Genomic DNA, 23,936 nt, shown 5'->3' with positions numbered 1-23,936 from the left:
GCTGCCGATGAAGCAGCGGGCAGTGTGGTCAACACCGCCACGGCGACCGCCGTGCCGCCGGGTACGATCACCCCGCCGACCACGACCACGCCGCCGGTGACCACACCGACGCTGCCCACGCCGGTCGCAAGCTTCACGTTGGACAAGGCAGCCAACCTCGCAGACAGCAATGGCAATACGGTGCTGGGTGATGCCGGTGACGTGATCACCTACAGCTTTGCTGTCAGCAACACTGGTACGGTGGACCTGATCAATGTGGTGATCAGTGACACCAAGCTGCCGGGCCTGGTATGCGCCATCGCCAGTTTGCCGGTCGGTGCCAGCAATGTCGCCTGCGCCCCGAGCAACAACACCTACACCATCACCGCTGCCGATGAAGCGGCGGGCAGTGTGGTCAACACCGCCACGGCTACCGCCGTGCCCCCGGGCAAGATCACCCCACCGACGGCGGTATCGCCGCCGGTGACCACACCGACGTTGACCTCGGCGGTCGCCAGCTTCACGCTGGACAAGAAAGCCAGCGTCGCGGACAGCAACGGTAATACGGTGCTGGGTGATGCCGGTGACCTGATCACCTACAGCTTTGCCGTCAGCAATACCGGCACAGTGGCTCTGACCAATGTGGTGGTGAGCGATCTGATGCTGCCGGGCCTGGTGTGCACCATCGCCAGCCTGCCGGTCGGTGCCAGCAATGTTGCCTGCGCTCCGAGCAACAACACCTACACCATTACGGCTGCGGATGAGGCCGCAGGCCGGGTAACCAACATCGCTGCAGCTACGGCGATCCCGCCGGGTAGCATGGTGCCCCCGGCAGTGAACTCGCCGCCGGTGGAAACTCCGACTGCAACCAAGCCCGTGGCCAGCTTTACCGTAGCCAAGCGCGCTGCCGTGGCCGACAGCAACGGCAACACGGTGCTGGGTGATGCCGGTGACGTGATCACCTACACCTTTACGGCCAGCAACACCGGTACGGTGGACCTGAGCAATGTGGTGGTACGTGACGTGATGCTGCCGAGCCTGGCATGCACCATCGCCAACCTCCCGGTCGGCGCGACCAATATTGCGTGCGTCGCCGGCAACAACACCTATGTGATCACTGCTGCAGACGAGGTCGCCGGCAAGGTGACCAACGTCGCCACGGCCACCGCTGTGCCGCCGGGTACGATCACCCCGCCCACCACCACCACCCCGCCGGTGACTACGCCAACGCCGGCTACGCCAGTGGCCAGCTTCACGCTGGACAAGAAGGCGAGCGTTGCGGACAGCAACGGTAATACGGTGCTGGGTGATGCCGGTGACCAGATCACCTACACATTTACGGCCAGCAACACCGGTACGGTGGTGCTGAGCAACGTGGTGGTCAGTGATGCGAAGCTGCCGGGCCTGGTGTGCACCATCGCCAGCCTGCCGGTTGGCGCCAGCGATGTCGCCTGCGCACCCAGCAACAACATCTATACGATCACTGCTGCGGACGAGGCCGCCGGCAAGGTTGTGAACGTCGCGACGGCGACGGCGACGCCGCCGGGAACAATGACGCCTCCAACGGCGATCACGCCGCCGGTGACAACGCCGACGCCCAGCACTCCGCAGGCAGGGTTCTCCCTGACCAAGAGCGCGTCCGTGGCTGATACCAATGGCAACACCGTGCTCGGTGACGCCGGTGACGTGATCACCTACACCTTCGCGGTCAGCAACACCGGTACGGTGGCCCTGACCAAGGTAGTGGTGAGCGACGCGAAACTGCCAGGTCTGGTGTGCACCGTCGCCAGCCTGCCGGTAGGTGCCAGCAATGTCGCCTGCGCCCCGAGCAACAACACGTACATCATCACTGCCGCAGACGTGATTGCAGGCAATGTGAGCAATGTCGCGGTCGCCAGCGCCGTGCCTCCGGGCACCATCACGCCGCCGACGACGGTTTCGCCGCCAGTGATCACGCCGACAGCACCCACGCCGGTAGCCAGCTTCGCCCTGGTCAAGTACGCCAACGTGGCCGACACCAACGGCAATATCGTCCTGGGCGACGCCGGTGACGTGATCACCTATACCTTCGCGGCCAGCAACACCGGTACGGTGGACCTGAGCAATGTGGTGGTGAGCGATGCAATGCTGCCGGGCCTGGTGTGCACCGTCGCCAGCCTGCCGGTAGGTGCCAGCAATGTCGCCTGCGCTCCGAGCAACAACACCTACACCATCACCGCTGCCGATGAAGCAGCGGGCAGTGTGGTCAACACCGCCACGGCCACCGCCGTGCCGCCGGGCACGATTGTCCCGCCGACCACGACCACGCCGCCGGTGGTTACGCCGACGCCGGCTACGCCAGTGGCCAGCTTCACGGTGGCCAAGCACGCCAGCGTGGCCGATACCAATGGCAATACGGTGTTGGGTGATGCCGGTGACGTGATCAGCTACACCTTCACCGTCAGCAATACCGGCACGGTGCCGTTGACCAACGTAGTGGTTCGCGATGCGATGCTGCCGAGCCTGGCGTGTACCATCGCCAGCCTGCCGATCGGTGCGAGCAATGTTGCGTGCGCCGTTGGCAACAACCTCTATGTGATCACTGCTGCCGATGAGGCGGTTGGCAAGGTGACCAATGTCGCCACGGCTACCGCCGTGCCGCCAGGTACCATGACTCCACCCACTGCCACGACTCCGCCGGTGGTTACGCCAACGCCGATGAGCCCGACCGCCAGTTTCACGCTGGCCAAGCACGCCAGCGTGGCCGACAGCAACGGCAATACGGTGCTCGGCGATGTGGGTGACGTGATCACCTATACGTTCGACGTCAGCAATACCGGCACGGTGGAGCTGCAGAACGTGCGCCTGCGCGACAGCATGTTGCCCAACCTGGTATGCGTGGTGGCAAATCTGCCCGTGGGTGCCCGCAATGTCGCTTGTGTGCCGAGCAACAACACCTACAGCATTACCGCTGCGGATGTGGTTGCCGGCAAGGTAACCAACATCGCGTCTGCGTCCGCCATTCCGCCTGGCAGCATGACGCCGCCGACCACAAGCTCGCCGCGCGTGGATACACCTACACTGCCAAGCCCGGAAGCCAGCTTCACGCTGGCCAAGCACGCCAGCGTGGCCGATACCAATGGCAACACGGTGCTCGGTGATGCCGGCGACGTGATCAGCTATACCTTCGACGTCAGCAATACCGGGTCGGTGGTGTTGAGCAACATCAAGGTGAGCGACAGCAAGTTGCCGAACCTGGTGTGCGTCATCGCCAGCCTCCCGGTTGGTGCCCGCAACGTGGCCTGTGTGCCGGTAAACAACACCTATGTCATCTCGGCTGCAGACGTGGCTGCCGGCAGGGTCGTCAACTCGGCAATCGCCACTGCGGTGCCACCGGGCGCGATCACGCCACCAACGGCTGTTACGCCACCGGTAGAGACGCCAACCCCGATGAGCCCGGTCGCCAGTTTTACGCTGAGCAAGGCGGCAGCCGTGGCTGATACCAACGGCAACACCCTGCTGGGTGATGCGGGCGACGTGATCACCTACACCTTTGCCGTCAGCAATACCGGCACGGTGGCGTTGACCAACGTGGTCGTCAGCGACGCAAAGCTGCCTGCCCTGGTGTGCGTGGTGGCGAGCTTGCCGGTGGGTGCCAACAATGTTGCATGTGCGCCGCGCAACAACACCTATGTCATCACTACTGCCGACGAGGCAGTTGGCAAGGTGGTCAACGTGGCGACCGCTTCGGCGGTGCCGCCTGGTGCAATCGTTCCGCCGACGGCAGTATCGCCGCCGGTCGAAACGCCTGCCCCGGTTGCACCGGTAACCGGCCTGGAGTTGATCAAGCAGGCCAGCGTTGCCGACACCAATGGTGATGGCATCACGGGCGACGTCGGCGATCTGATCACCTACAGCTTCCTGGTCCGCAACACCGGGTCGGTGGCGCTGAGCAACGTAGTGGTCAGCGATGCCAAGTTGCCGAACCTGGTCTGCGTGGTGCCGCAGCTGCCTGTGGGTGCCAGCAACGTGGCTTGCGTCGCGAGCGGCAACACCTATGCGATAACCGAGCAGGATGCAGCGGCACAGCAGGTGGTCAACACCGCCACCGCAACTGCAACCCCTCCGGGCAGCATCGTGCCGCCGCAAGCCGTGGCAACGGTGACCACTCCGGTAGTGGAAACTCCGCCGGGTCAGCTGCGCCTGAGCAAGGTTGCAGGCAAATCGTCGGTGAACATCGGTGATCTGGTGCGCTACACCATCAGGGCCGACAACACCGGCGAGGTGCCGGTACGCGCGGCGACGCTGGTGGACACGCTGCCGGTAGGGTTCAGCTACGTAGATGGGTCCTTGGTCGTCGCTGATAGCGACAACAGTGGCAGCATCGCGGGTATCAGTCCGCTGCGTATCGCAGGGTTGGATATCGCAGCCGGTGGGCATGCCACCGTGACCTACTTCCTGCGCGTGGGCGCAGGTACAGGCAAGGGTGTGCATACCAACCGGGTTGTGGCGTTGGATACAACGGGCAACACCATCTCCAACCAGGCCTCGGCCGATGTGGAGCTGGCAGGTGATCCGCTTCTGGATGACAGCCTGATTCTGGGCACCGTGTTTGATGACCGGAATGCCGATGGCTGGCAAGCGTCGGCGACGGCGCAGGGCGTGCGCATCCAGGGCGGCTTTGCGGCTTCGGCCTATGTCGCCAACTCGACCACGATCGACCGGGGTGCAGGTCCGCAGCCGTTGGCCGATCACAGCTCGCCGATGTTGCACGGTGTTGACGTGGGCAGCATTGCAGGCCGTCAGTCCGAGGCAGACCCTGTGCAGCGCAACCAGGTTGTCATCCGCCAGCGTTTGACTGCTGCGGATTTCACCGATGACCTGGTGCTTGCAACCCGCAATGGCACCACGCTGCGGATGCGTGCTGACGGCACCACCACGGTGGAGCGCAGCGGAGATGTGGCCCGTGGGATGAGCGGCGAAGTGCTCGAGGTCGAGCGCCGCTATGGCCACGACGCCGAGGGCATGACGGTGGACTACGTCATCCGCAACAGCGGCATCGATGAACGCGGCATCCCGGGTGTGCGCGTGGCATCGGTGGAAGGTCTGTTGATGGAGACCGACTCCTGGGGTCGTTACCACCTGGAAGGAATGGACGGTGGTGCGTGGACACGCGGCCGCAATTTCATCCTGAAGGTGGATCCGGCGACCCTGCCGCAGGGCGCAGAGTTCACCACTGAGAATCCGCGTGTACGTCGGATCACTCCAGGTGTGCCGGTGCGCTTCGACTTTGGTGTGAAGATGCCGGCCGGGGAGATCGGTGGCGGCCAGCAGCAGACCACCGTCGAGTTGGGCGAAGTGCTGTTTGCGCCAGAAAGTGCGGTGGTACCGGATGAGCATCGCCCGATACTTGAGGCCATCGTTGGCAAGGTCCGCGGTTACAACGGCGGCACCTTGACGATCACTGCAGAGGCAGATGGGGAGGCGCTGGCATTGGCGCGTGGCTACGCGGTGCGTGAATACCTGCAGACCCAGCTTCCGCCGGACCTGCTGGAGCGTACGCAGGTGGACGTGCTGACCCAGGTGGGCGAGCCGTTGCTGCGTCTGGACCGGGCCGAGGTGCTAGGCAGCGTTCTGTTCGATACGGACCGGGCAACGATCAAGCCGCAGTACCGCGATGTGCTGTCGGCCATCGCTGCCTCGCTGCAAGCGCGTGGTGGCGGGGTGGTGGCGATCGTTGGCCGCGCGGACGTGCGTGGCGGCAGTGCGTACAACGTGCAGCTCGGCCTGCGCCGCGCCAAGGCGGTGTACCAGCAGATTGCCGATGAGTTGAGTCCTGACGTGCGCAGCAAGGTACGTGTGGAAATTATTGACAACCCCGATGCCGATACCGGCATGGGCAAGCTCTGAGGACCGGCCATGAAGCTGACAATGAAACTTCTGGATCTGGCGATCATCAGCCTGCTCTCGATGACGGCCGCGCCGTCGCTGGCGCAGTCGGCGACGGCAGTGGACAAGGACAAGGAAGGTGACCGTGGTGTGCCGGCCGATTGCAGCGGGGATACCTGCAGCAATGACAAGGGCTTGCTGTTCCGTGTGCATACCCGCGGTGCCGAGCATCCGGTGAGTGCAGACAGTGCTGCGCCGCAGTTGAGCGAGAACCGCCGGGTTGATGTGCTGGCTGCGCCGCAGGTGCCTGGTCGTGCCAAGGTCAGCGGTACGTTCTCGGTGGACCTGCCCAATGGCGGCGTGGTCTGGGTGACCGAGGATCCGACGCTGGGGCAGGCGCTGCTAAACGTACAGGCACCGCAGACCGCACCGTTTTCGGAAGGTCGCATCAATGCACCGGTGCAATTCCAGGCCTATAGCAACTACGCTGCTTTCATGCAGCGTATGGAAGTGCTTGTGTATCGCGGCACCGACAGCGACCGTGTCTCCCCGTTGGCAACCATCCCCGTGGAAGTGGCCAATATGGGCACCGCCAGCTGGGATGGAAGCTTGCCGGCGGGCTTGAACCTGCGCGCCGGTGACACCTTGGTCTACATCGCCCGCGCCTATGGCGCCAACGGTGAGTTCGACGAGACCAACGCGCAGAGCATTCAGCTGCAGACCCCTGAAGACTTTGCGCGCAACCTGCAGGCGACGCGCGAAATCCAGGAGCGCAAGACAGGGGCGGCAACATCGTTGGAGCAGGCGCAGACCACGCAGCTGCGCGATGCCATTTACGGCAGCAATGCGCTGCGTTTGCAGAACATTCCCATCTACGGATCGCGGGTGCGAATCCATGGTCGCGACATACCGGCCAATGCCCAGCTGACGATCAACGGGGAAACCTTCCCCGTGGATATGGAGCGCAAGTTCGTCGCCGAGTTCCTGCAGCCTATTGGGCAGCACGCTTTCGCGTTGGGCGTGGCCGCGCCGAATGCAGCGCCCATCCAGCGCACGCTGGACGTGAACGTGACCGGCTCGCACAGGTTTCTCGTTGCGATGGCCGACGTCACGCTGTCGCAGAACAGTGTCGGCAGCAGCGTGACCCCGGGTGCTGAAGACGGCAGCGACAAGGACGGCTTCATCAGTGATGGCCGTCTGGCGTTCTATCTGAAGCAGAAGTTCAAGGGCAAGTACCTGTTGACCGCGCAGGCAGATACCCGCGACCGCGAAATCAAGCACTTGTTCAACGGCTTCCTTGATGCTGACCCGCAGGACGTGTTCCGGCGCCTTGATCCGGACATGTACTACCCGACCTATGGCGATGACTCGAGCACGGTGCGCGATGTCGACACCCAGGGCCGCTTGTATGTGCGTGCAGATTGGGACCAGAACCAGGCGCTGTGGGGTAACTTCTCGACCGGCTTCAACGGCACCGAGTACGGCCAATACAACCGCTCGTTGTATGGCGCCGCACTGAGCTGGCGTGCTCGGGGTGCGACGGAGCTGGGCGACGCCGCCAGCACGCTGAAGCTGTTTGCCTCGCAGGCGCAGTCGGCGGCCGGTCACAGTGAATTCCTGGGCACCGGCGGCAGCCTGTATTACCTGCGGCAGACGGACATTCTGCCGGGTTCGGATTACGTCACATTGGATGTACGTGACCCGAAGACCGGCCGCACCTTGGCGAGCTCGCAGCTCCAGCGTGGCGCTGACTACGAGATCGACGAGCTGCAGGGACGCATCATCCTCACCCGGCCGCTGGCGCAGATCACCCGCGAAAACCTGCCCTCCATCACCCGCGACACGCCGCTCGATGGCTATGAGCAGCTGCTAAAGGTGGACTACGAGTACATCCCGACCGGGTTTGATACGGACGACACAAGTATCGGTCTGCGTGGCAAGCATTGGTTCGGCAACCATGTCGCGGTAGGCGGCACCTATGTTGACGAAGCACGTGAAGGCGACGACTACACGCTGACCGGCGTGGATGTGACGGTGCAGGTGGGGCGCGGCACCTACGTGAAGTTCGAACAGTCCCATAGCGAATCCGTGGCTGCTCCGATCTTCTATTCGGACAACGGTGGCTTCAGCTTCATCGAGAAGGGCCCGTTGACCGGCGCTCGCAGCGGTGACGCGCGCGCGGTTGAAGCCCGCGCGAACTTCCAGGAGCTGGGCTGGACCAAGAGTGACTGGAACGTGGGCGGTTGGTGGCGGGATGTGGAGCCAGGCTTCTCAATCACCCATTCAACCACTGCTGGTGCCGCCATCCGCGAGTACGGTGCCGAGTTCCAGGGCTATTTGAGCCAGAACTTCAGCCTGTATGGGCAGTACAGCCATGCTGACCGCGACGGCGCGGTGCTCGAACAGCAGCAATTGACGGCTGATTGGCGCCCGGATGACCGCAACCAGTGGACTGCGGAGTTGCTGCGCAAAAGCGAGCAGCGCGGTTCAGAGACGGTGGAGCCGACGCTTGCCGCGCTGGGTTACACGCGCAAACTGACCAGCCTGCTGGAGGTCTACGGCATCGCCCAGTACACGGTGGATGATGATCACGGTCGCTATGCAGACAATGATCTTTACACTGTTGGCAGCAAGTACCAGTTCGGCAACCGCTCCAGCGTGGGCGCTGCGTACAGTGATGGCAGTCGTGGACATGCCACCGAGGTCAGTGCCGAATATTGGCTCGGTGACGATCACAGCATCTATGGCAACTACCGCTACAGCACTGACAGCACGGAAGCCGACCCGCTGTTCAACAACAAGCAGGCAGCGGGGTGGACCGTCGGCCAGCGTTGGCGCCTGTCCAACCAGGTCAATGTCTACAACGAAAGCCAGTACCTGAAAGATCCTGGTTACGACACTGCAGGACTGGCGCATACCTTCGGTATGGATTTCTATCCGGGCGAAGGCTGGCGACTTGGTTTCACGCTGCAGGAAGGTGAACTGGACACCAGCAATGGTGGCGTCACCCGTCATGCCTACAGTGTCAACGGTGGCCGTACCGACGAGCGTACCGACTGGTCGAGCAAGCTTGAGTATCGGCGTGATACCGGTGCGGAGTCGCGTGAACAATGGGTCACCACCAATCGCCTGTTCTACAAGGTCAACGAAGACTGGCGCTTGGCCTTGCGTGCCAATTACTCCGACACGTCCGACAGCCTGAACGCACAGGACGGTGCCCGCTTGGCCGAGGTCAATGCCGGCTTTGCCTACCGCCCGCACGACAGCTCCCGTTGGGCCGCATTCGGCAAGTACACCTACCTGTACGACCTGGCGTCGCCCGGGCAGGTTGGTGGTGCCTCGGATGACCAGCGCTCGCATGTGGTGTCGTTGGAAGGCATCTGGCAAATGTCTCCACGGTGGGAGATGGCCGGAAAGCTCGCCTCACGTCGTGGCGACTACCGCATGGGACGTGGCGAAGGGGCATGGCTGGACAGCCGTGCCGACTTCGCCGCCACGCAGCTGCGCTACCACCTGATCGCAAAGTGGGACGGACTGGCCGAGTACCGTGTGCTCGACGTCAAGCAGGGAGGCCGCAAGCAAGGCTGGTTGGTGGGCGTGGATCGTCAGGTCGGGCGCAATTTCAAGCTTGGCGTCGGCTACAACTTCACCAACTTCAGTGATGACTTGACCCATCTGCGGCTCGACAACAAGGGCTGGTTCATCAACATGACCGGTTATTACTAAGCAATACGCTGCTGATTGGTCCGAGCGCCCCGGTCATGCCGGGGCGTTTTCTTTTGTGCCGCCGCCGAGCTGACACTGCAGGTCCATGCGTGAGCATGGAGGGAATGGCTACACTGGCCCGGCTAAGTCGCACGGGAACTACCCTTGGTCTCCAGCTGGATCCTGCTCCTGGTCTCACTCTGCTATGCCGCGCTGCTGTTTGGCGTGGCCTGGTGGGGTGATCGTCGTCCACTGTATCCGGACCGCCCGTGGCTGCGGCCGGTGGTCTACAGTCTGGCGCTGGCGGTCTATTGCTCGTCCTGGACCTTCTATGGCGCGGTCGGCTCGGCGGTGCGCTATGGCATCGGCTACCTGCCTATTTATCTAGGCCCGCTGCTGATGCTGATGTTCGGCTGGCGGATCATCGAGCGGCTGGCGCTGATCGCCCGCAGCGAGAACGTGGTCTCCATCGCCGACTTCATCTCCTCCCGCTTCGGCCGTTCGCGGCGGTTGGCGGCGTTGGTCGCCTTGATCGCGCTGATCGGCGTGGTGCCGTATCTGGCGCTGCAGTACAAAGCCGTGGCAATGAGCCTGCAGGTGCTGACCGGCGATGCCGCCGGCAAGGGCTTGCTGACTGATCCGGCGCTGTATGTAGCGTTGCTGATGGCCTTGTTCGCCATCCTGTTCGGCACCCGCCAGGTCGATGCCACCGAGCACCACTACGGCATGATGCTGGCCATCGCCGTCGAATCATTGATCAAGCTGCTGGCCATGGTCGCCATCGGCGTATTCGCCTACGTGTGGCTGACCGACCGTGGCGAGTCGGTGGTGCAGTCGGCACGCACCTTGTTTGAAGGCATGCCGCCGGTGGGATTCGTCTCGCAGACGCTGCTCAGTTTCCTGGCCTTGATCTGTCTGCCACGGCAATTCCACGTAGCGGTGGTCGAATGCGGCAATGCCGCCGATGTGCGCAGCGCACGCTGGATGTTCGGCGGCTATCTGGTGCTGATCTCGCTGATGATCGTGCCTATCGCCACTGCCGGCGCGGCGATGTTCGGCACCGGCTTGGCTTCGGACGACACTTTGGTATTGGCGTTGCCGATGTCTGCCGGCAGTACGACCCTCGCCCTGATTGCGTACATCGGTGGCTTCTCCGCGGCTACCGGCATGGTCATCGTTTCATCTATCGCGCTGGCGACGATGATCAGCAACGACTTGGTGATGCCGCTGTTGCTGCGTCGCAGCGGCGATCACCGAGAGGCCGCGAATGTCGCTTCGCGTGTGCTGTGGATACGGCGCATGGCGATCGTGCTGCTGGCTTTGGTCGCGTATGGCTATTACCGCGGCAGCAACGACGACACCATGCTGGCCGCTTACGGCTTGATGGCCTTCGCGGCGGTGGCGCAGTTCGCGCCGGGCCTGCTCGGTGGCCTGTACTGGCGCGGCGCCAGCCGACGCGGCGTGGAAACCGGCATGGTGGCCGGCTTCCTGGTCTGGGCCTACACCTTGCTGGTACCAGCGCTGAGCCATGGCGGCTGGCTGGATGCGAGCCTGCTCACGCAGGGACCGTTCGGCATCGGCTGGCTGCGCCCGCAGCAGCTGTTTGGCCTGACCGGTTGGGATCCGCTGACCCACGGCACCTTCTGGTCGCTGCTGATCAACACCGTGACCATGCTGCTGGTATCGATGCGCTGGCGTCCTGATGTCGCTGAGCGCCTGCGTGCGGCACCGTTCCTGGATCCGTATGCCAAGCGCCCGGTGGTGGCCGGTGACTGGCCAGCGCACGTCAAGGTGCGCGATCTGTTGGCCTTGGCCACCCGCGTCATCGGCGACAACCGCGCGCGCCGCTCGTTCGGCGAACAGGCGCAGTTGCTTGAGCGCGAATTCCAGCCTGCCGCTGCCGCTGACCGCGTCTGGGTGCAGTTCACCGAACGCCTGCTCGCAGCGTCCATCGGTGCCGCATCCGCGCGTCTGCTGCTGACCAGCTTGCTGCGCGGCTCGGGTATGGACCTGGGCGAAGTGGTGGCGGTGCTGGATGAAGCGGGACAGGAGCTGCGCTTCAATCGCGAGATTCTGTCCACCACGTTGGAGAACATCAGCGCCGGCGTGAGCGTGGTCGATCCGGAAATGCGGCTGACTGCATGGAATCGTCGCTACCAGCAGATGTTCGGTTACCCCGACGGCATGCTTTACGTCGGCCGCCCGGTTGCCGATCTGATCCGCTACAACGCCGAGCGCGGCGAGCTGGGTTCGGGCGATACAGAAGTACAGATCAATCGTCGCATCGGCTATATGCGCGCTGGTTCGCCGCATGTGTTCGAACGTACCGGTGCCGATGGCAAGGTGATCGAGTTGCGTGGTCAGGCCTTGCCCGGTGGCGGCTATGTCACCAGCTACAACGACATCACCGACTTCAAGAACGCCGAGCAGGCGCTGCTGGAAGCCAACGAGACACTGGAGCAGCGTGTAACCGAGCGTTCGCAGGCGGCCGAGGCAGCACAACAATCAAAGACGCGCTTTCTGGCCGCGATCAGTCATGACGTGCTGCAGCCTTTGAATGCAGCGCGCCTGTTTGCATCCGCACTGCGCGACAGCCTGCATGAGACTGACGAGCAGCGGCATCTGGCCGAGCGTGTCGATGCTTCCCTGCGCGCGGCCGAAGAATTGCTGGATGGCCTGTTGGACGTGTCGCGGTTGGATGCGGGTGGCCTGCGTCCGACCATCAGCGAGTTCGATGCCAGCGTGCTGGTGCGCGAGCTCGCTGCGCAGTACACCCCGGTAGCGGCAGGACGGGGTCTGCGTTTGCATGTGTTTGCACGCACTGCGTGGGTGCGCAGTGATCGGCGGCTGTTGCGGCGTGTGCTGCAGAACTTCATGGCCAATGCGTTGCGCTATACCCGCAGTGGTCGCATCGTGCTGGCGCTGCGCGTGCGTGGTGACGAGGTGGAGTTGCAGGTCTGGGACACCGGCCCGGGCATTCCCGAGCATCACATGCAGCAGATCTTCAACGAGTTCCATCGCTACCAGCAGCCGTTCGACTGGGGCGAGCAGGGCCTGGGCCTGGGCTTGTCGATCTGCCAACGCATCTCGCGCCTGCTCGATCACGGTTTGAACGCGCGCAGCCAGCCCGGCCACGGCAGCATGTTCTCGATCAGCTTGCCGCGGGTTGAAACACCGCTGGCACCGTTGCCGTCGCCGCGTCAGCAGACCGCGTTCGGTGGTGATGATTCGCTGGCCGGCATGCGCGTGTTGTGCGTGGACAACGACCAGGAAATCCTCGACGGCATGCGCGCCTTGCTGGGCCGCTGGAAGGTGGAGGTCATCGCCGCCAGCACGGTCGACATGGCGCTGGAGAAGTTGAGCGAGCAGCCCGATGTGATGCTGGTGGATTACCACCTGCACGACAGGCTCGACGGTCTGGATACTTTGCTCGCGCTGCGCGAAGCTGCGCGCCGTCCTTTGCCGGGTGCCTTGCTGACCGCCGATGGTCGCGATGAGTTGAAGCGCATGGCCCGCGAACGTGGCTACCGCGTGTTGACCAAGCCGGTGAAGCCGGCGTCGCTGCGCGCCTTCCTCACCGCGTTGAACGACCCGCGCCGACGCTAGCTGCCAGCACTGTAGTGCCGAGCCATGCTCGGCAGGGGCTTTACCAGCAAAAAGTCGCCCTCACCCCAACCCCTCTCCCGCACGCGGGAGAGGGGCTTTGAGCAAGAGCGGGGTATGTAGTGCCGAGCCACGCTCGGCAGGGGCTTTACCAGGAAAAAGTCGCCCTCACCCCAACCCCTCTCCCGCACGCGGGAGAGGGGCTTTGAGCAAGGGCGGGATATGTAGTGCCGAGCCATGCTCGGCAGGGGCTTTACCGGTAATGCTCCAGCGCAGCATGGCCGCGCTCTGCAGCTAATGCGCCAGCTCCGTCGCTTACGCCGCCCCAACCACAGCAGCCGCAGCCGTCAGATGCTCGTACAGGATCACGCAGCCGATGATGATCAGGATCGCACCGCCAACGATCTCCGCCCGCTTGCCAACCACCGCGCCCAACGCGCGGCCGAGCATGATGCCGAGGGTCACCATGATCATCGTGCACAGACCGATCACCAACGCTACCACGCCGATATGCACGTCAAGGAAGGCCAGGCCGACACCAATTGCCATCGCATCGATGCTGGTGGCGAAACCGGTGGCGGCAAGTGTCCAGAAACTCTTGTGCTGTTCGCCAGCTTCTTCGCCGTCGTTGTCAGCTTCGGTTTCATCGTCGGGCTTCAGGCCGGCGATGATCATGTGCGCACCGAGCACGCCAAGCAGACCGAACGCAATCCAATGATCGAAGGCCTGCACGTATTGTGATGCGGCGCGACCCAGCAGCCAGCCGATGATCGGCGTGATTGCCTCGATGACACCGAAGATCACACCTGCGCGTAGTGCATCAAGCAGGCGTGGCTTGCGCATTGCCGCGCCCTTGCCAACCGCCGCGGCGAAGGCGTCGGTGGACATGGCGAAGCCAATCAGAAGAATGGAGATGGGGGACATCAGGATTACCGGGTCGGGCGGACACAAACGGCATGCGTCGCGCCCAACCGTAGTTGCGCACGCATGCCGCTGGTCTCGCCAACCGGGTCTGGCTGCCCACACCACGGCGCACTGGCCGAGTATGTTGATGTGGGCGCTTCCAATGCTGGAAGCAGGCTACTCCCCAAGGGAGCGCGGATTCTAGCATGGCCTCCGAATCTGAACGGACAGCCCGGGATGCCGGTCTGGCTGCGGGATTGAAACATCACTGTCATGGATGCATGGCTTGATACGCGCGCACTGCTGGCGCAGCGCGGTAATTTCCTGCAAATCAGCACTCAAGAAACCTGATATGCGGCCGATTTCGTGGCATCTCTACGCCCGGAGTGCGGCATGAAGTTCCCCCTTGGTATCGCCCAGAAACTGCGTCTGAGCCTGCTGGCGCTGGTGGTCGGCCTGCTCGTCATCGGCTCGGCCTATGCCTGGCTCAGTGTTGGCATGCGCAGTGCCGACCAGCGGCTGCAGAGTTACCAGCAGGATGCGGCGCAGCTGGAGGCGCTGGTGGCTGCGTTTGCCGAGGCGCGCCGCGCCCAGGCCGAGTATGCCATGTCGTTCTCGGCCGCCGCCGGGCAGGCGTTTGTGGCCGCCAATGGCCGCCTGCAGGCCGTGCTGACCACGGACAGGAAGGACGCAGGTTGGGAGCAGGCGTTGCGCGCGCCACTGCTTGAGTATGTTCAGTCCGGGCAGGCATTGGATCAGCGCATCACCGAACTTGGCCACGATGCCGACAGCGGCATGCAGGGCCAGCTGCGCAATGCCGTGCACGAAGTGGAGAACCTGATCGGTGAGCATCCCGATGCGGCCTTGCAGGTGTCGATGCTGACCATGCGCCGCTACGAGAAGGACTTCATCCTGCGCCGTGAGCAGAAGTACGCGGATGAACTGAGTGCGCAGGTGATGCCCTTCGAGCTGCTGCTGCAGGCGGCGCGCATGCCGGACGGCAGCAAGCAGCAGGTGCGCGATGCGATGCAGCGCTACCAGGAGGCATTCCTGTCCTATGCCGCGGCGCGCTACGGGGCCGACAGCGAGACCCAGGCGATGGACGACCTTGCCGCCAAGGCCTTGCCGGTGCTGACCCGCTTGCAGCAGGCACAGCGCGCCAGCCTGGCCAAGCAACGAGACGAACAGGCCGCAGCGCGACGTTGGATGGATGCCGCCTTCGCTGCCACCGTGCTGGTGGTCGGCTTGTTGCTGGTCAGTCTGCTGCTGTTGCTGTTGCGAGCGGTGGAACGGCCGCTGGCCGACGCAGCGGCGTTCGCCCGCGCCATTGCCGACGATGATCTGGACGGCCAGTTGGTGGTGCGCAACGCGCATGACGAGATTGGACGGTTGGCGGCGGCGCTGATGCAGATGCAGTCCAGCCTGCGCGAGCGCATTGCCGGCGAACGCCTGGCGGCGGGTGCCAACCAGCGGGTACGCCAGGCATTGGATGTGGCCAGTGCCGCGGTGCTGGTGACGGATGCCGCAGGCCGCGTGGTCTATGCCAATCCGGCGTTGCAGCAGGCCTTCGACCAGGTCGGGATCGAAGGAGCGGCCGAGGTGGGCAGCGAGGTGGCCGAACTCGGGCCGGCAGTTGCCGCACTCATGCGGGCTGCCTTCGAGCAGAGCATGGCGATGGACGCGGAGGTGGAGCTGGGCAACAGCGGCTTCCTGCTGCGGGCCAGCCCGGTGCTGGAAGCTGATCGGGTACTTGGTCTGGTGATGGAATGGCAGGACCGACGGCTTGAGCGGGTGATCGTCAACGAAGTTGCCGCGGTGGTCGCGGCAGCGACCGCCGGCGACCTGCAGGGACGCATCGTGCTGGCCGACAAGCAGGGCTTCGTGCTGCAGCTGGGCGAGCGCATCAACTCCCTGCTGGACAGCGTGCAGGCGCAGGTGGGCGATGCGACGCGGGTGATCGGCCACTTCGCCCATGGTGACCTGAGTGCGCGCATGCGCGGCGACGGCCAGGGCATCTACGCACGCCTGCGGCAAGGGCTGGAGGAGGCCATGCAGCAGGTCGGCGGCATCGTCGCCCGCATCCAGCAGTCGGCGAGCAGCGTGCAGGCAGCGGTGGGCGACATGGCCAGCGGTACCGCCGACCTGTCCGGGCGCGTGGAACAGCAGGTGGGTGACGTGCAGGAGGCGTTGCAGCGGGTGCGCTCGGTGGCCGGTGAGGCGCGCGAGAATGCCGGCAGTGCGCGCGAGAGTGCGCTGGTGTCGGCGCAGGCCAGCGATGCGGCCGAACGCGGGCGCCAGGCCACGGCGGCCGCGATCACTGGCATGGACCAGCTGCGGGCGTCTTCACGACACATCCGCGAGATCGTCGCCACCGTCGATAGCCTGTCGTTCCAGACCAATCTGCTGGCACTGAACGCTGCGGTCGAGGCCGCGCGGGCCGGCAGCCACGGGCGTGGCTTCGCGGTGGTGGCCAACGAGGTGCGCCAGCTGGCGCAGCGCTCGGCGGAGGCGTCCAAGCAGATCCGCGGCCTGATCGACGCATCGCTGCGGCAGGTGGAGGAAGGCGCGCGGCTGGCTGACAGCAGCGGTGCGGCGATGCAGGACATTGATGGTCGGGTGGCGCAGGTGGCCAGCGCGCTGGAGCGGATCGATGCAGGCTCGGCGCGGCAGGTCAGCGCGGTGGATGATGTGGAGCGCCTGCTGCGGCGTATCGGTGAAGGCACCCGCCAGAGTGGCGAGGTCGCACGTGCCTCATCGCAGGCGGCGCAGGCGATGCGTGAGCAGACGCAGGAGCTGGCCGCAGCGGCGGAGGTGTTCGTGGTCGATGCGGCGACGGCAGCGGAGCCGGTGCTGCAGCGTTCGGCATGAGCTGCAGCACCCTCCCTTGCGCAACGCGCAGGGGAGGGCTGGGGAAGGGGGCTGTTCGCGGGCAAGCCAGACAACGCGTAGAAGCAACAACCAAAGCCACCCCCTCCCAACCTCCCCCTTGGCTGCGCCAAAGGGGAGGGGCCAGGCTCCCTCCCTTGCGCAACGCGCAGGAGAGGGCTGGGGAGGGGTGCTGTTCGCGAGCAAGCCAGGTAACGCGTAGAAGCAACAACCAAAGCCACCCCCTCCCAACCTCCCCCTTGGCTGCGCCAAAGGGGAGGGGCTGGAGCTCCCTCCCTTGCGCAACGCGCAGGAGAGGGGGGAGCAAGGGTGGTTTTCAGCGCTCAGCCGCAGGCAAGCGCCGGCAGCAACTCAGTCTTCTTCCGGCGGCAGCACGATGGCGTCGTCGTCGATGGCCAGCTTGCCGGCCATCAGCACCGCCTGGGTGCGGTTGGTGACGCCGAGCTTGCGCAGGATGGCGGTGACGTGGGCCTTGATGGTGGCCTCGGAAACGCCAAGGTCATAGGCGATCTGCTTGTTCAGGCGGCCCACGCCAAGCATCTGCAGGACGCGGAACTGCTGCGGGGTCAGTTCGCGCAGGCGCTGGCCGACTTCGCGTTCTTCATTCGGGGTCGGCGGCACGTTGTGCGCCTCGGCCGGGGCCCAGCGCTCGCCATCGAGGATGGTGCCCAGCGCATGGCCGATGGTGTCCGAATCGGCGGATTTGGGAATGAAGCCAAATGCGCCATGGTCCAATGCGCGCCGCATCACCGTGGCTTCCTCGCGTGCGGATACCACCACGATGGGCAGCTGCGGATGCAGTGAACGCAGGTGCACCAGCGCGTTGAAACCCTGTGCGCCGGGCATGTTGAGGTCCATCAGTACCAGATCGGCATCGGGGTGTTGTTCGGCCAGTGCGTACAGCGCTTCAACGCTGTCGGCCTCCATCAGCTGCACGCCAGGGATGACGCGTTGCACCGCGCCCTTGAGGGCTTCGCGGAACAGCGGATGGTCATCGGCAATGAGGAGGGTAGGCATATGCGGTCCAATGCTGAAGTAAGGGGCGTGACGCCCTTCCGGTGAAACAGGATACCGGTACAGGTGCCGGTCCACGCCCTCCACATGGACCAACAGCCGGGGCACCGTGGTGCCCCGGGCTTGTAGCGCCTAGCGAACCTTGCGCTCTTCCACCAGCGATGCGACCACCGACGGATCGGCCAGCGTGGAGGTGTCACCGAGCTGGTCCGGGGCGTTTTCGGCGATCTTGCGCAGGATGCGGCGCATGATCTTGCCCGAGCGGGTCTTGGGCAGGCCCGGTGCCCACTGCAGGTGATCCGGCGCGGCGATCGGGCCGATTTCCTTGCGCACCCATGCCACCAGTTCCTTGAGCAGCTCGTCGGTCTGCGCTTCGCCGGCAATCAGGGTGACGTAGGCATAGATGCCCTGGCCCTTGATCTCATGCGGGAAGCCGACCACGGCCGCTTCGGCCACCTTCGGGTGCGAGACCAGTGCGCTTTCCACCTCGGCCGTGCCGATGCGGTGACCGGATACGTTCATCACGTCATCGACGCGACCGGTGATCCAGTAATAGCCGTCTTCATCGCGACGGCAGCCGTCACCGGTGAAGTAGCTGCCCGGATAGGTGCGGAAATAGGTGTCGATGAAACGCTGGTGGTCACCGTAGACCGTGCGCATCTGGCCCGGCCAGGAATCACGGATGATCAGATTGCCTTCGGTGGCGCCTTCCAACGGCTCACCGTCGGCACTGACCAGCGCCGGCTGCACGCCGAAGAACGGCAGCGTTGCCGAGCCCGGCTTCAGGTCGGTTGCACCCGGCAGCGGCGAAATCAGAATGCCGCCGGTTTCGGTCTGCCACCAGGTATCCACGATCGGGCAGCGTGCATCGCCAACCACGTCGTAATACCAGCGCCAGGCTTCCGGATTGATCGGCTCACCGACGCTGCCGAGCAGGCGCAGGCTCTTGCGCGAGGTGCGCTTGACCGGTTCCTCGCCGTCGCGCATCAGCGCACGGATGGCGGTGGGCGCGGTGTAGAAGATGGTGACCTGGTGCTTGTCGATCACTTCCCAGAAACGCGAGGTGTTCGGGTAGTTCGGCACGCCTTCAAACATCACCGAGGTGGCGCCGTTGGCCAGCGGGCCGTAGACGATGTAGCTGTGGCCGGTGACCCAGCCGACGTCGGCGGTGCACCAGTAGATATCGTCCTCGCGCAGGTCGAACACCGCTTCATGGGTGTAGGCCGCGTACAGCAGGTAACCGCCGGTGGTGTGCAGCACGCCCTTGGGCTTGCCGGTGGAGCCGGAGGTGTAGAGGATGAACAGCGGATCTTCGGCGTTCATGCGCTCGGGTTCGCACTCGGCCGGCTGGGTGTCCACCACATCGTGGAACCAGCGGTCGCGCGGGGCCTGCATGTCGACCGCACCACCGGTGTGGCGCACGACCAGCACGGTTTCCACGGTATTGGTGCCGGGCAGCTTCAGTGCGGCATCGACGTTGGCCTTCAGCGGCACTTTCTTGCCACCACGCAGGCCTTCGTCGGCGGTGATGATCAGCTTGCTGGCGCAATCGCCGACGCGGTCGGCAATCGAGTTGGCGGCGAAGCCACCAAACACCACCGAATGGATCGCACCGACGCGGGCGCAGGCCAGCATCGCCACCGCGGCGTCGACGATCATCGGCAGGTAGATGGTGACGCGATCACCCTTCTTGATGCCAAGGTTGCGCAGCGCATTGCCGAGGCGGCAGACGCGCTGGTGCAGCTCGCGGTAGGTAACCTTCTGCGCGGGGCTGTCCGGGCCATCGGCCTCGAACAGGATGGCGGTCTTGTCACCGCGCGTGGCCAGCTGCCGGTCCAGGCAGTTGACGCTGACATTGAGTTCGCCGTCCTCGAACCACTTGATGCGGAAATCGTCGAGCTGGTAGCTGACGTTCTTGATCTTGGTCGGCTTCTTGTACCAGTCCAGGCGTTCTGCAGCCTTGGCCCAGAACGCATCGGGGTTTTCGACCGATTCGCGATACAGCTGTTGGTACGTGTTCTTGTCGATCCGTGCCTTCTCGGCGAACGCGGAATCAACGGGATATACATCAGTCATGGCAACCCTCACCTTTGCACTTGTAACCAATGAATGAGCCCTGTCGTGGAACAGGGCCGGGACCCCCCAAGTGTGCCGCATCCACCCCCCATCGCGCTGCCCCCTTTGTTAGACGATGGTCGAACAGACGCCTGCTTACGACTAATGGCGAATAGCCGGCCGCTGCCATCGCCGCGCACGCTGGCTGCGACCGTGCAATCGACGCGGACCGTTCGCCAGCCTGGAGAGAGGCAGTCCCAATGAACCGAAACATCCTGAAAACGGCCCGCCGGCCACTCGCCGCTGCCCTGTTCGTCGCGCTGGTCGCGCCGGGCATGGCCTTCGCCGAGACCGCAAAAGAGAAGGCGCTGGAAGCACGCGTTGCCGACCTCGAGCGGCAGGTGCAGCTGTTGTTGTCCACCCAGCAGCAACAGCAGGGTGCGATTGCCCAGACCCAGAGCGAAGTGGTGCAGGTGCGCACTGCACAGGCCGAGGGTGCTGCTGCACCGGCGGTGCCGGCAGGCAAGCAGCCAATTCAGCTGACCAGCATCACCCCGGGTGCCGCGCCGGGCACCACCTTCAAGGTCGGTGGCTTCATCAAGGCCGATTTCCTCGCCACGCGTACCGGTGACGGTCAGCTGGCCGACGATGCCACCGGCCGCGCGCTGTATCTGCCGGGCCAGACGCCGGTGCATGGCGCCGGTGGTTCGGGCAAGGCCTCGGACGTGGACTACAACGCTCACGCCAAGTTCTCGCGCTTCAACCTGGGCGTGGACCATGTCGCCGAGAATGGCGACAAGGCCGGCGCGATGGTCGAGATGGATTTCTTCGGCAACTCGCTGGGTAACCAGACCGCGACCAACACCTACGGCGTCACCCTGCGCCACGCCTATATGTACTGGAACAAGTGGTTGGCCGGCCAGACCTGGTCCAACTTCATGGACGCCGCCTCCATCCCGGAAGCAGCTGACTTCGTCGGCCCCACCGATGGCGTGATCTTCGTGCGCCAGGCGCAGATCCGTTACACCAATGGCGGCCTGAGTGTTGCCTTGGAAAACCCGGAAACCACCACGCTTACCGGCACCTACAACCCAGTCACTAACAAGTGGAACGTGCCGGCGGTTGCCAACTCCGACCGTGGCTCGATGCCCGACCTGACCGTGCGTTACGGCTGGAAGGGCGACTGGGGTACCTTCGGCGTCGCCGGCCTGGTGCGTCAGCTCAAGCTCGACAACCAGACCACCGGTGCCGATGCCAGCAAGGTCGGCGGTGGCGTCACCCTCGGCGGCAAGTGGCTGATGGGCGATGCCGATACCCTGCATTACCAGCTGACCGGTGGCGAAGGCATTTCGCGCTACATCGGCCTGGGCATCACCGCCGACAGCGGCTATGACGCGATCCGCGACGAGATCGACCCGACCGGCGTGGTTGCCGGCTATGTCGGCTGGCGCCATGCCTTCACCCCGAAGCTGCGCACCAACCTGATCTACGCACGCAGCGATTACGACAACAACGCCTCCATCACCGGTGACCTGGTGACCAAGAGCGTGCAGTCGATCCGCGGCAACATCTTCTACACGCCGATGCCCAAGGTCGATGTCGGTGCCGAGCTGATGTACGGCGTGCGCGAGATCGAGAACGGCAAGAAGGGCGATATCAGCCGCGTGCAGTTCACCACCAAGTACAGCTTCTGACCCATCCGGTAGCGGCGCTGCAGTAGCGCCGCTACCGCGTCTGAAAAAGTAGTACGCGCCATCTCCCTACCCCCACGGGGAGCACTCATGTGACCGTCAAGGCATCTCCGCATGCCGTGGCGTTCGTATTCCCAACGCCTGGAGAATTCCGATGAATGCTTCCGTCGATCCCCGTGTAGAGCGGATCGCCTCCAACCCGAAATACCAACGGCTGCGCAGCACGCGCAACAAGCTGGGTTGGTTCCTGACCATCCTGATGCTGCTTGGGTATTACGGCTATATCGGCCTGATCGCCTTCGACAAGGCCTTCCTGGCCACGCCGATCGGCCCCGGCAAGATCACCACCGTCGGCATTCCGATTGCCTTGGGATTGATGGTGTTCACCATCGTCATCACCGGCTTCTACGTGCGCCGTGCCAACAAGGAATTCGACAAGTTGACCGAAGAGATCGTGGAGGAAGCACAATGACCCACTCCTTCCTGCGAACCGGCGCGCTGCTCGGTCTGCTGATCGCCAGCGGTGCGGCCATGGCTGCCGGTGGCGACATCGGCCAGACCGTGCGCCAGCCGACCAACTGGACCGCGATCATCATGTTCGCGACCTTCGTGGTGTTCACGCTTGGCATCACCAAGTGGGCCGCTGGCCGCACCAAGTCGGCGTCCGACTTCTACACCGCCGGTGGTGGCATCACCGGTTTCCAGAACGGCCTGGCCATCGCTGGTGACTACATGTCGGCGGCCTCGTTCCTCGGCATCACCGCCGCGGTGATGACCAACGGCTATGACGGTTTGATCTACGCATTGGGCTTCCTGGTCGGTTGGCCGATCCTGACCTTCCTGATGGCGGAGCGCCTGCGTAACCTCGGCCGCTTCACCTTCGCCGACGTCGCTGGCTACCGCTTCCAGGCAAAACCCATCCGCATGTTCGCGGCCTCCGGCACGCTGGTGGTGGTGCTGTTCTACCTGATCGCACAGATGGTCGGCGCCGGTGCGTTGATCAAGCTGCTGTTCGGCCTGGACTACTGGATCGCAGTGGCATTGGTCGGCGTGTTGATGATGGTCTACGTGCTGTTCGGCGGCATGACCGCAACCACCTGGGTGCAGATCATCAAGGCCTGCCTGTTGTTGTCCGGCGTGACCTTCATGGCCGTGATGGTGATGTGGCACTTCAACTTCAGCTTCGAGGCATTGTTCAGCGAGGCAGTACGGGTCAAGACCCAGATCGCGGCCAATGGCGGTAAAAATGCGGAGGAAGCGGCCAGTACCGGCTTGGCGATAATGGGGCCTGGTGGCTTCGTCAAGGATCCGATCTCGGCAATCTCGTTCGGCATGGCACTGATGTTCGGTACCGCCGGCCTGCCGCACATCCTGATGCGCTTCTTCACCGTTCCCGATGCAAAGCAGGCACGCAAGTCGGTGCTCTGGGCAACCACCTGGATCGGCTACTTCTACATTCTGATCTTCATCATTGGCTTCGGTGCGATCGCACTGGTGTTGACCAACCCGGAGTATGCGGACCCGGTCACCGGCACCATCCAGGGCGGCCCGAACATGGCAGCCGTACTGGTCGGCAAGGCCGTCGGCGGCAATATGTTCATGGGCTTCATCTCGGCCGTGGCCTTCGCCACCATCCTGGCCGTGGTTGCTGGCCTGACGCTGTCCGGTGCGTCTGCGGTGTCGCATGACCTGTATGCCACGGTGTTCAAGAAGGGCAACCCGGAGCCGGGCTCGGAGCTGCGTGTCTCGCGCGTCACCACCTTGGCGTTGGGCGTGATCGCAGTGCTGCTGGGTATCGTGTTCGAGAAGCAGAACGTGGCCTTCATGGTGTCGCTGGCCTTCGCCATCGCCGCATCGGCCAACTTCCCGGTGCTGATCCTGTCGCTGCTGTGGAAGGACTGCACCACCCGCGGTGCGGTGATTGGTGGCTCGTTGGGCCTGGCCTCGTCGCTGATCCTGACCCTGCTGTCGCCGTCGGTATGGGTGGACACGCTGGGCAATGCGGCCGGCAGTGCGCCGTTCCCGTACACCAGCCCGGCGCTGTTCTCGATGACGATTGCCTTCGTCAGCATCTGGTTCTTCTCGATCACCGACAAGAGCAAGAACGCACAGGCCGAGCGTGCCGCCTACCCGGCACAGGAAGTGCGTGCCGAGACCGGCATTGGTGCGAGCAAGGCTTCGTCGCACTAAGCATTGGTAACGTTTGAAACAACGGCCAGCCTTGTGCTGGCC

The 23,936-nt window shown here is 64.1% G+C and carries 10 protein-coding genes and 1 riboswitch; of the genes, 7 read left to right on the top strand and 3 right to left on the bottom strand.

Annotation, left to right across the window (positions count from 1 at the left end; genetic code table 11):
- Positions 1-138 precede the first annotated feature (138 nt).
- The 3 genes from ACVOK8_RS10850 (at position 139) to ACVOK8_RS10840 (ending at position 13,158) form a co-directional block, all read left to right on the top strand.
- Positions 139-5,868 carry a DUF7507 domain-containing protein gene (locus ACVOK8_RS10850; protein WP_481566817.1) on the top strand — a complete coding sequence of 1,910 codons (5,730 nt, stop codon included), beginning with the start codon at positions 139-141 and terminating at the stop codon, positions 5,866-5,868.
- Between the two features lie 9 nt (positions 5,869-5,877).
- Positions 5,878-9,573, top strand: a complete 3,696-nt coding sequence (locus ACVOK8_RS10845; RefSeq protein ID WP_481566816.1) for a TonB-dependent receptor — start codon at positions 5,878-5,880, stop codon at positions 9,571-9,573.
- A 144-nt stretch (positions 9,574-9,717) separates the two neighbouring features.
- Positions 9,718-13,158, top strand: a complete 3,441-nt coding sequence (locus ACVOK8_RS10840; protein ID WP_481566815.1) for a hybrid sensor histidine kinase/response regulator — start codon at positions 9,718-9,720, stop codon at positions 13,156-13,158.
- A 312-nt stretch (positions 13,159-13,470) separates the two neighbouring features.
- Here the strand turns inward: ACVOK8_RS10840 and ACVOK8_RS10835 are convergent, their stop codons facing one another.
- Entirely contained in the window at positions 13,471-14,079 is a 609-nt protein-coding gene (locus ACVOK8_RS10835; RefSeq protein WP_481566814.1) for a manganese efflux pump MntP, read from the bottom strand.
- Between the two features lie 9 nt (positions 14,080-14,088).
- Positions 14,089-14,251: riboswitch (yybP-ykoY riboswitch) on the bottom strand.
- Between the two features lie 200 nt (positions 14,252-14,451).
- On the opposite strand from ACVOK8_RS10835, the gene ACVOK8_RS10830 reads away from it, so the two are divergent.
- The gene (locus ACVOK8_RS10830) at positions 14,452-16,926 is read left to right on the top strand and encodes a methyl-accepting chemotaxis protein (RefSeq protein ID WP_481566813.1); all 2,475 of its coding nucleotides are present in this window, start codon (positions 14,452-14,454) and stop codon (positions 16,924-16,926) included.
- Between the two features lie 369 nt (positions 16,927-17,295).
- Here the strand turns inward: ACVOK8_RS10830 and ACVOK8_RS10825 are convergent, their stop codons facing one another.
- Positions 17,296-17,961, bottom strand: coding sequence for a response regulator transcription factor (locus ACVOK8_RS10825; protein ID WP_057629262.1), 666 nt, complete (start codon positions 17,959-17,961; stop codon positions 17,296-17,298).
- A gap of 129 nt (positions 17,962-18,090) precedes the next feature.
- Positions 18,091-20,034, bottom strand: coding sequence for an acetate--CoA ligase (gene acs, locus ACVOK8_RS10820; RefSeq protein ID WP_481566812.1), 1,944 nt, complete (start codon positions 20,032-20,034; stop codon positions 18,091-18,093).
- Positions 20,035-20,273: 239 nt separating this feature from the next.
- Between acs and ACVOK8_RS10815 the strand changes: the two genes are divergently transcribed.
- The 3 genes from ACVOK8_RS10815 to ACVOK8_RS10805 all read left to right on the top strand — a co-directional run bounded on the left by ACVOK8_RS10815 (position 20,274) and on the right by ACVOK8_RS10805 (position 23,894).
- Positions 20,274-21,707 (top strand): DcaP family trimeric outer membrane transporter, encoded by a 1,434-nt coding sequence (locus ACVOK8_RS10815; RefSeq protein ID WP_481566811.1) that lies wholly within the window; start codon positions 20,274-20,276, stop codon positions 21,705-21,707.
- Positions 21,708-21,858: 151 nt separating this feature from the next.
- Positions 21,859-22,176 (top strand): DUF485 domain-containing protein, encoded by a 318-nt coding sequence (locus ACVOK8_RS10810; RefSeq protein ID WP_481531372.1) that lies wholly within the window; start codon positions 21,859-21,861, stop codon positions 22,174-22,176.
- Positions 22,173-23,894 carry a cation acetate symporter gene (locus ACVOK8_RS10805; protein ID WP_481566810.1) on the top strand — a complete coding sequence of 574 codons (1,722 nt, stop codon included), beginning with the start codon at positions 22,173-22,175 and terminating at the stop codon, positions 23,892-23,894. The genes ACVOK8_RS10810 and ACVOK8_RS10805 overlap by 4 nt, the downstream gene beginning before the upstream one ends.
- The last annotated feature ends 42 nt before the right edge of the window (positions 23,895-23,936 follow it).

This window comes from Stenotrophomonas sp. STEN083, assembly GCF_056759195.1.
Note: the sequence above shows the minus strand (reverse complement) of the source record. Positions and strands in the feature narration are given on the sequence as shown.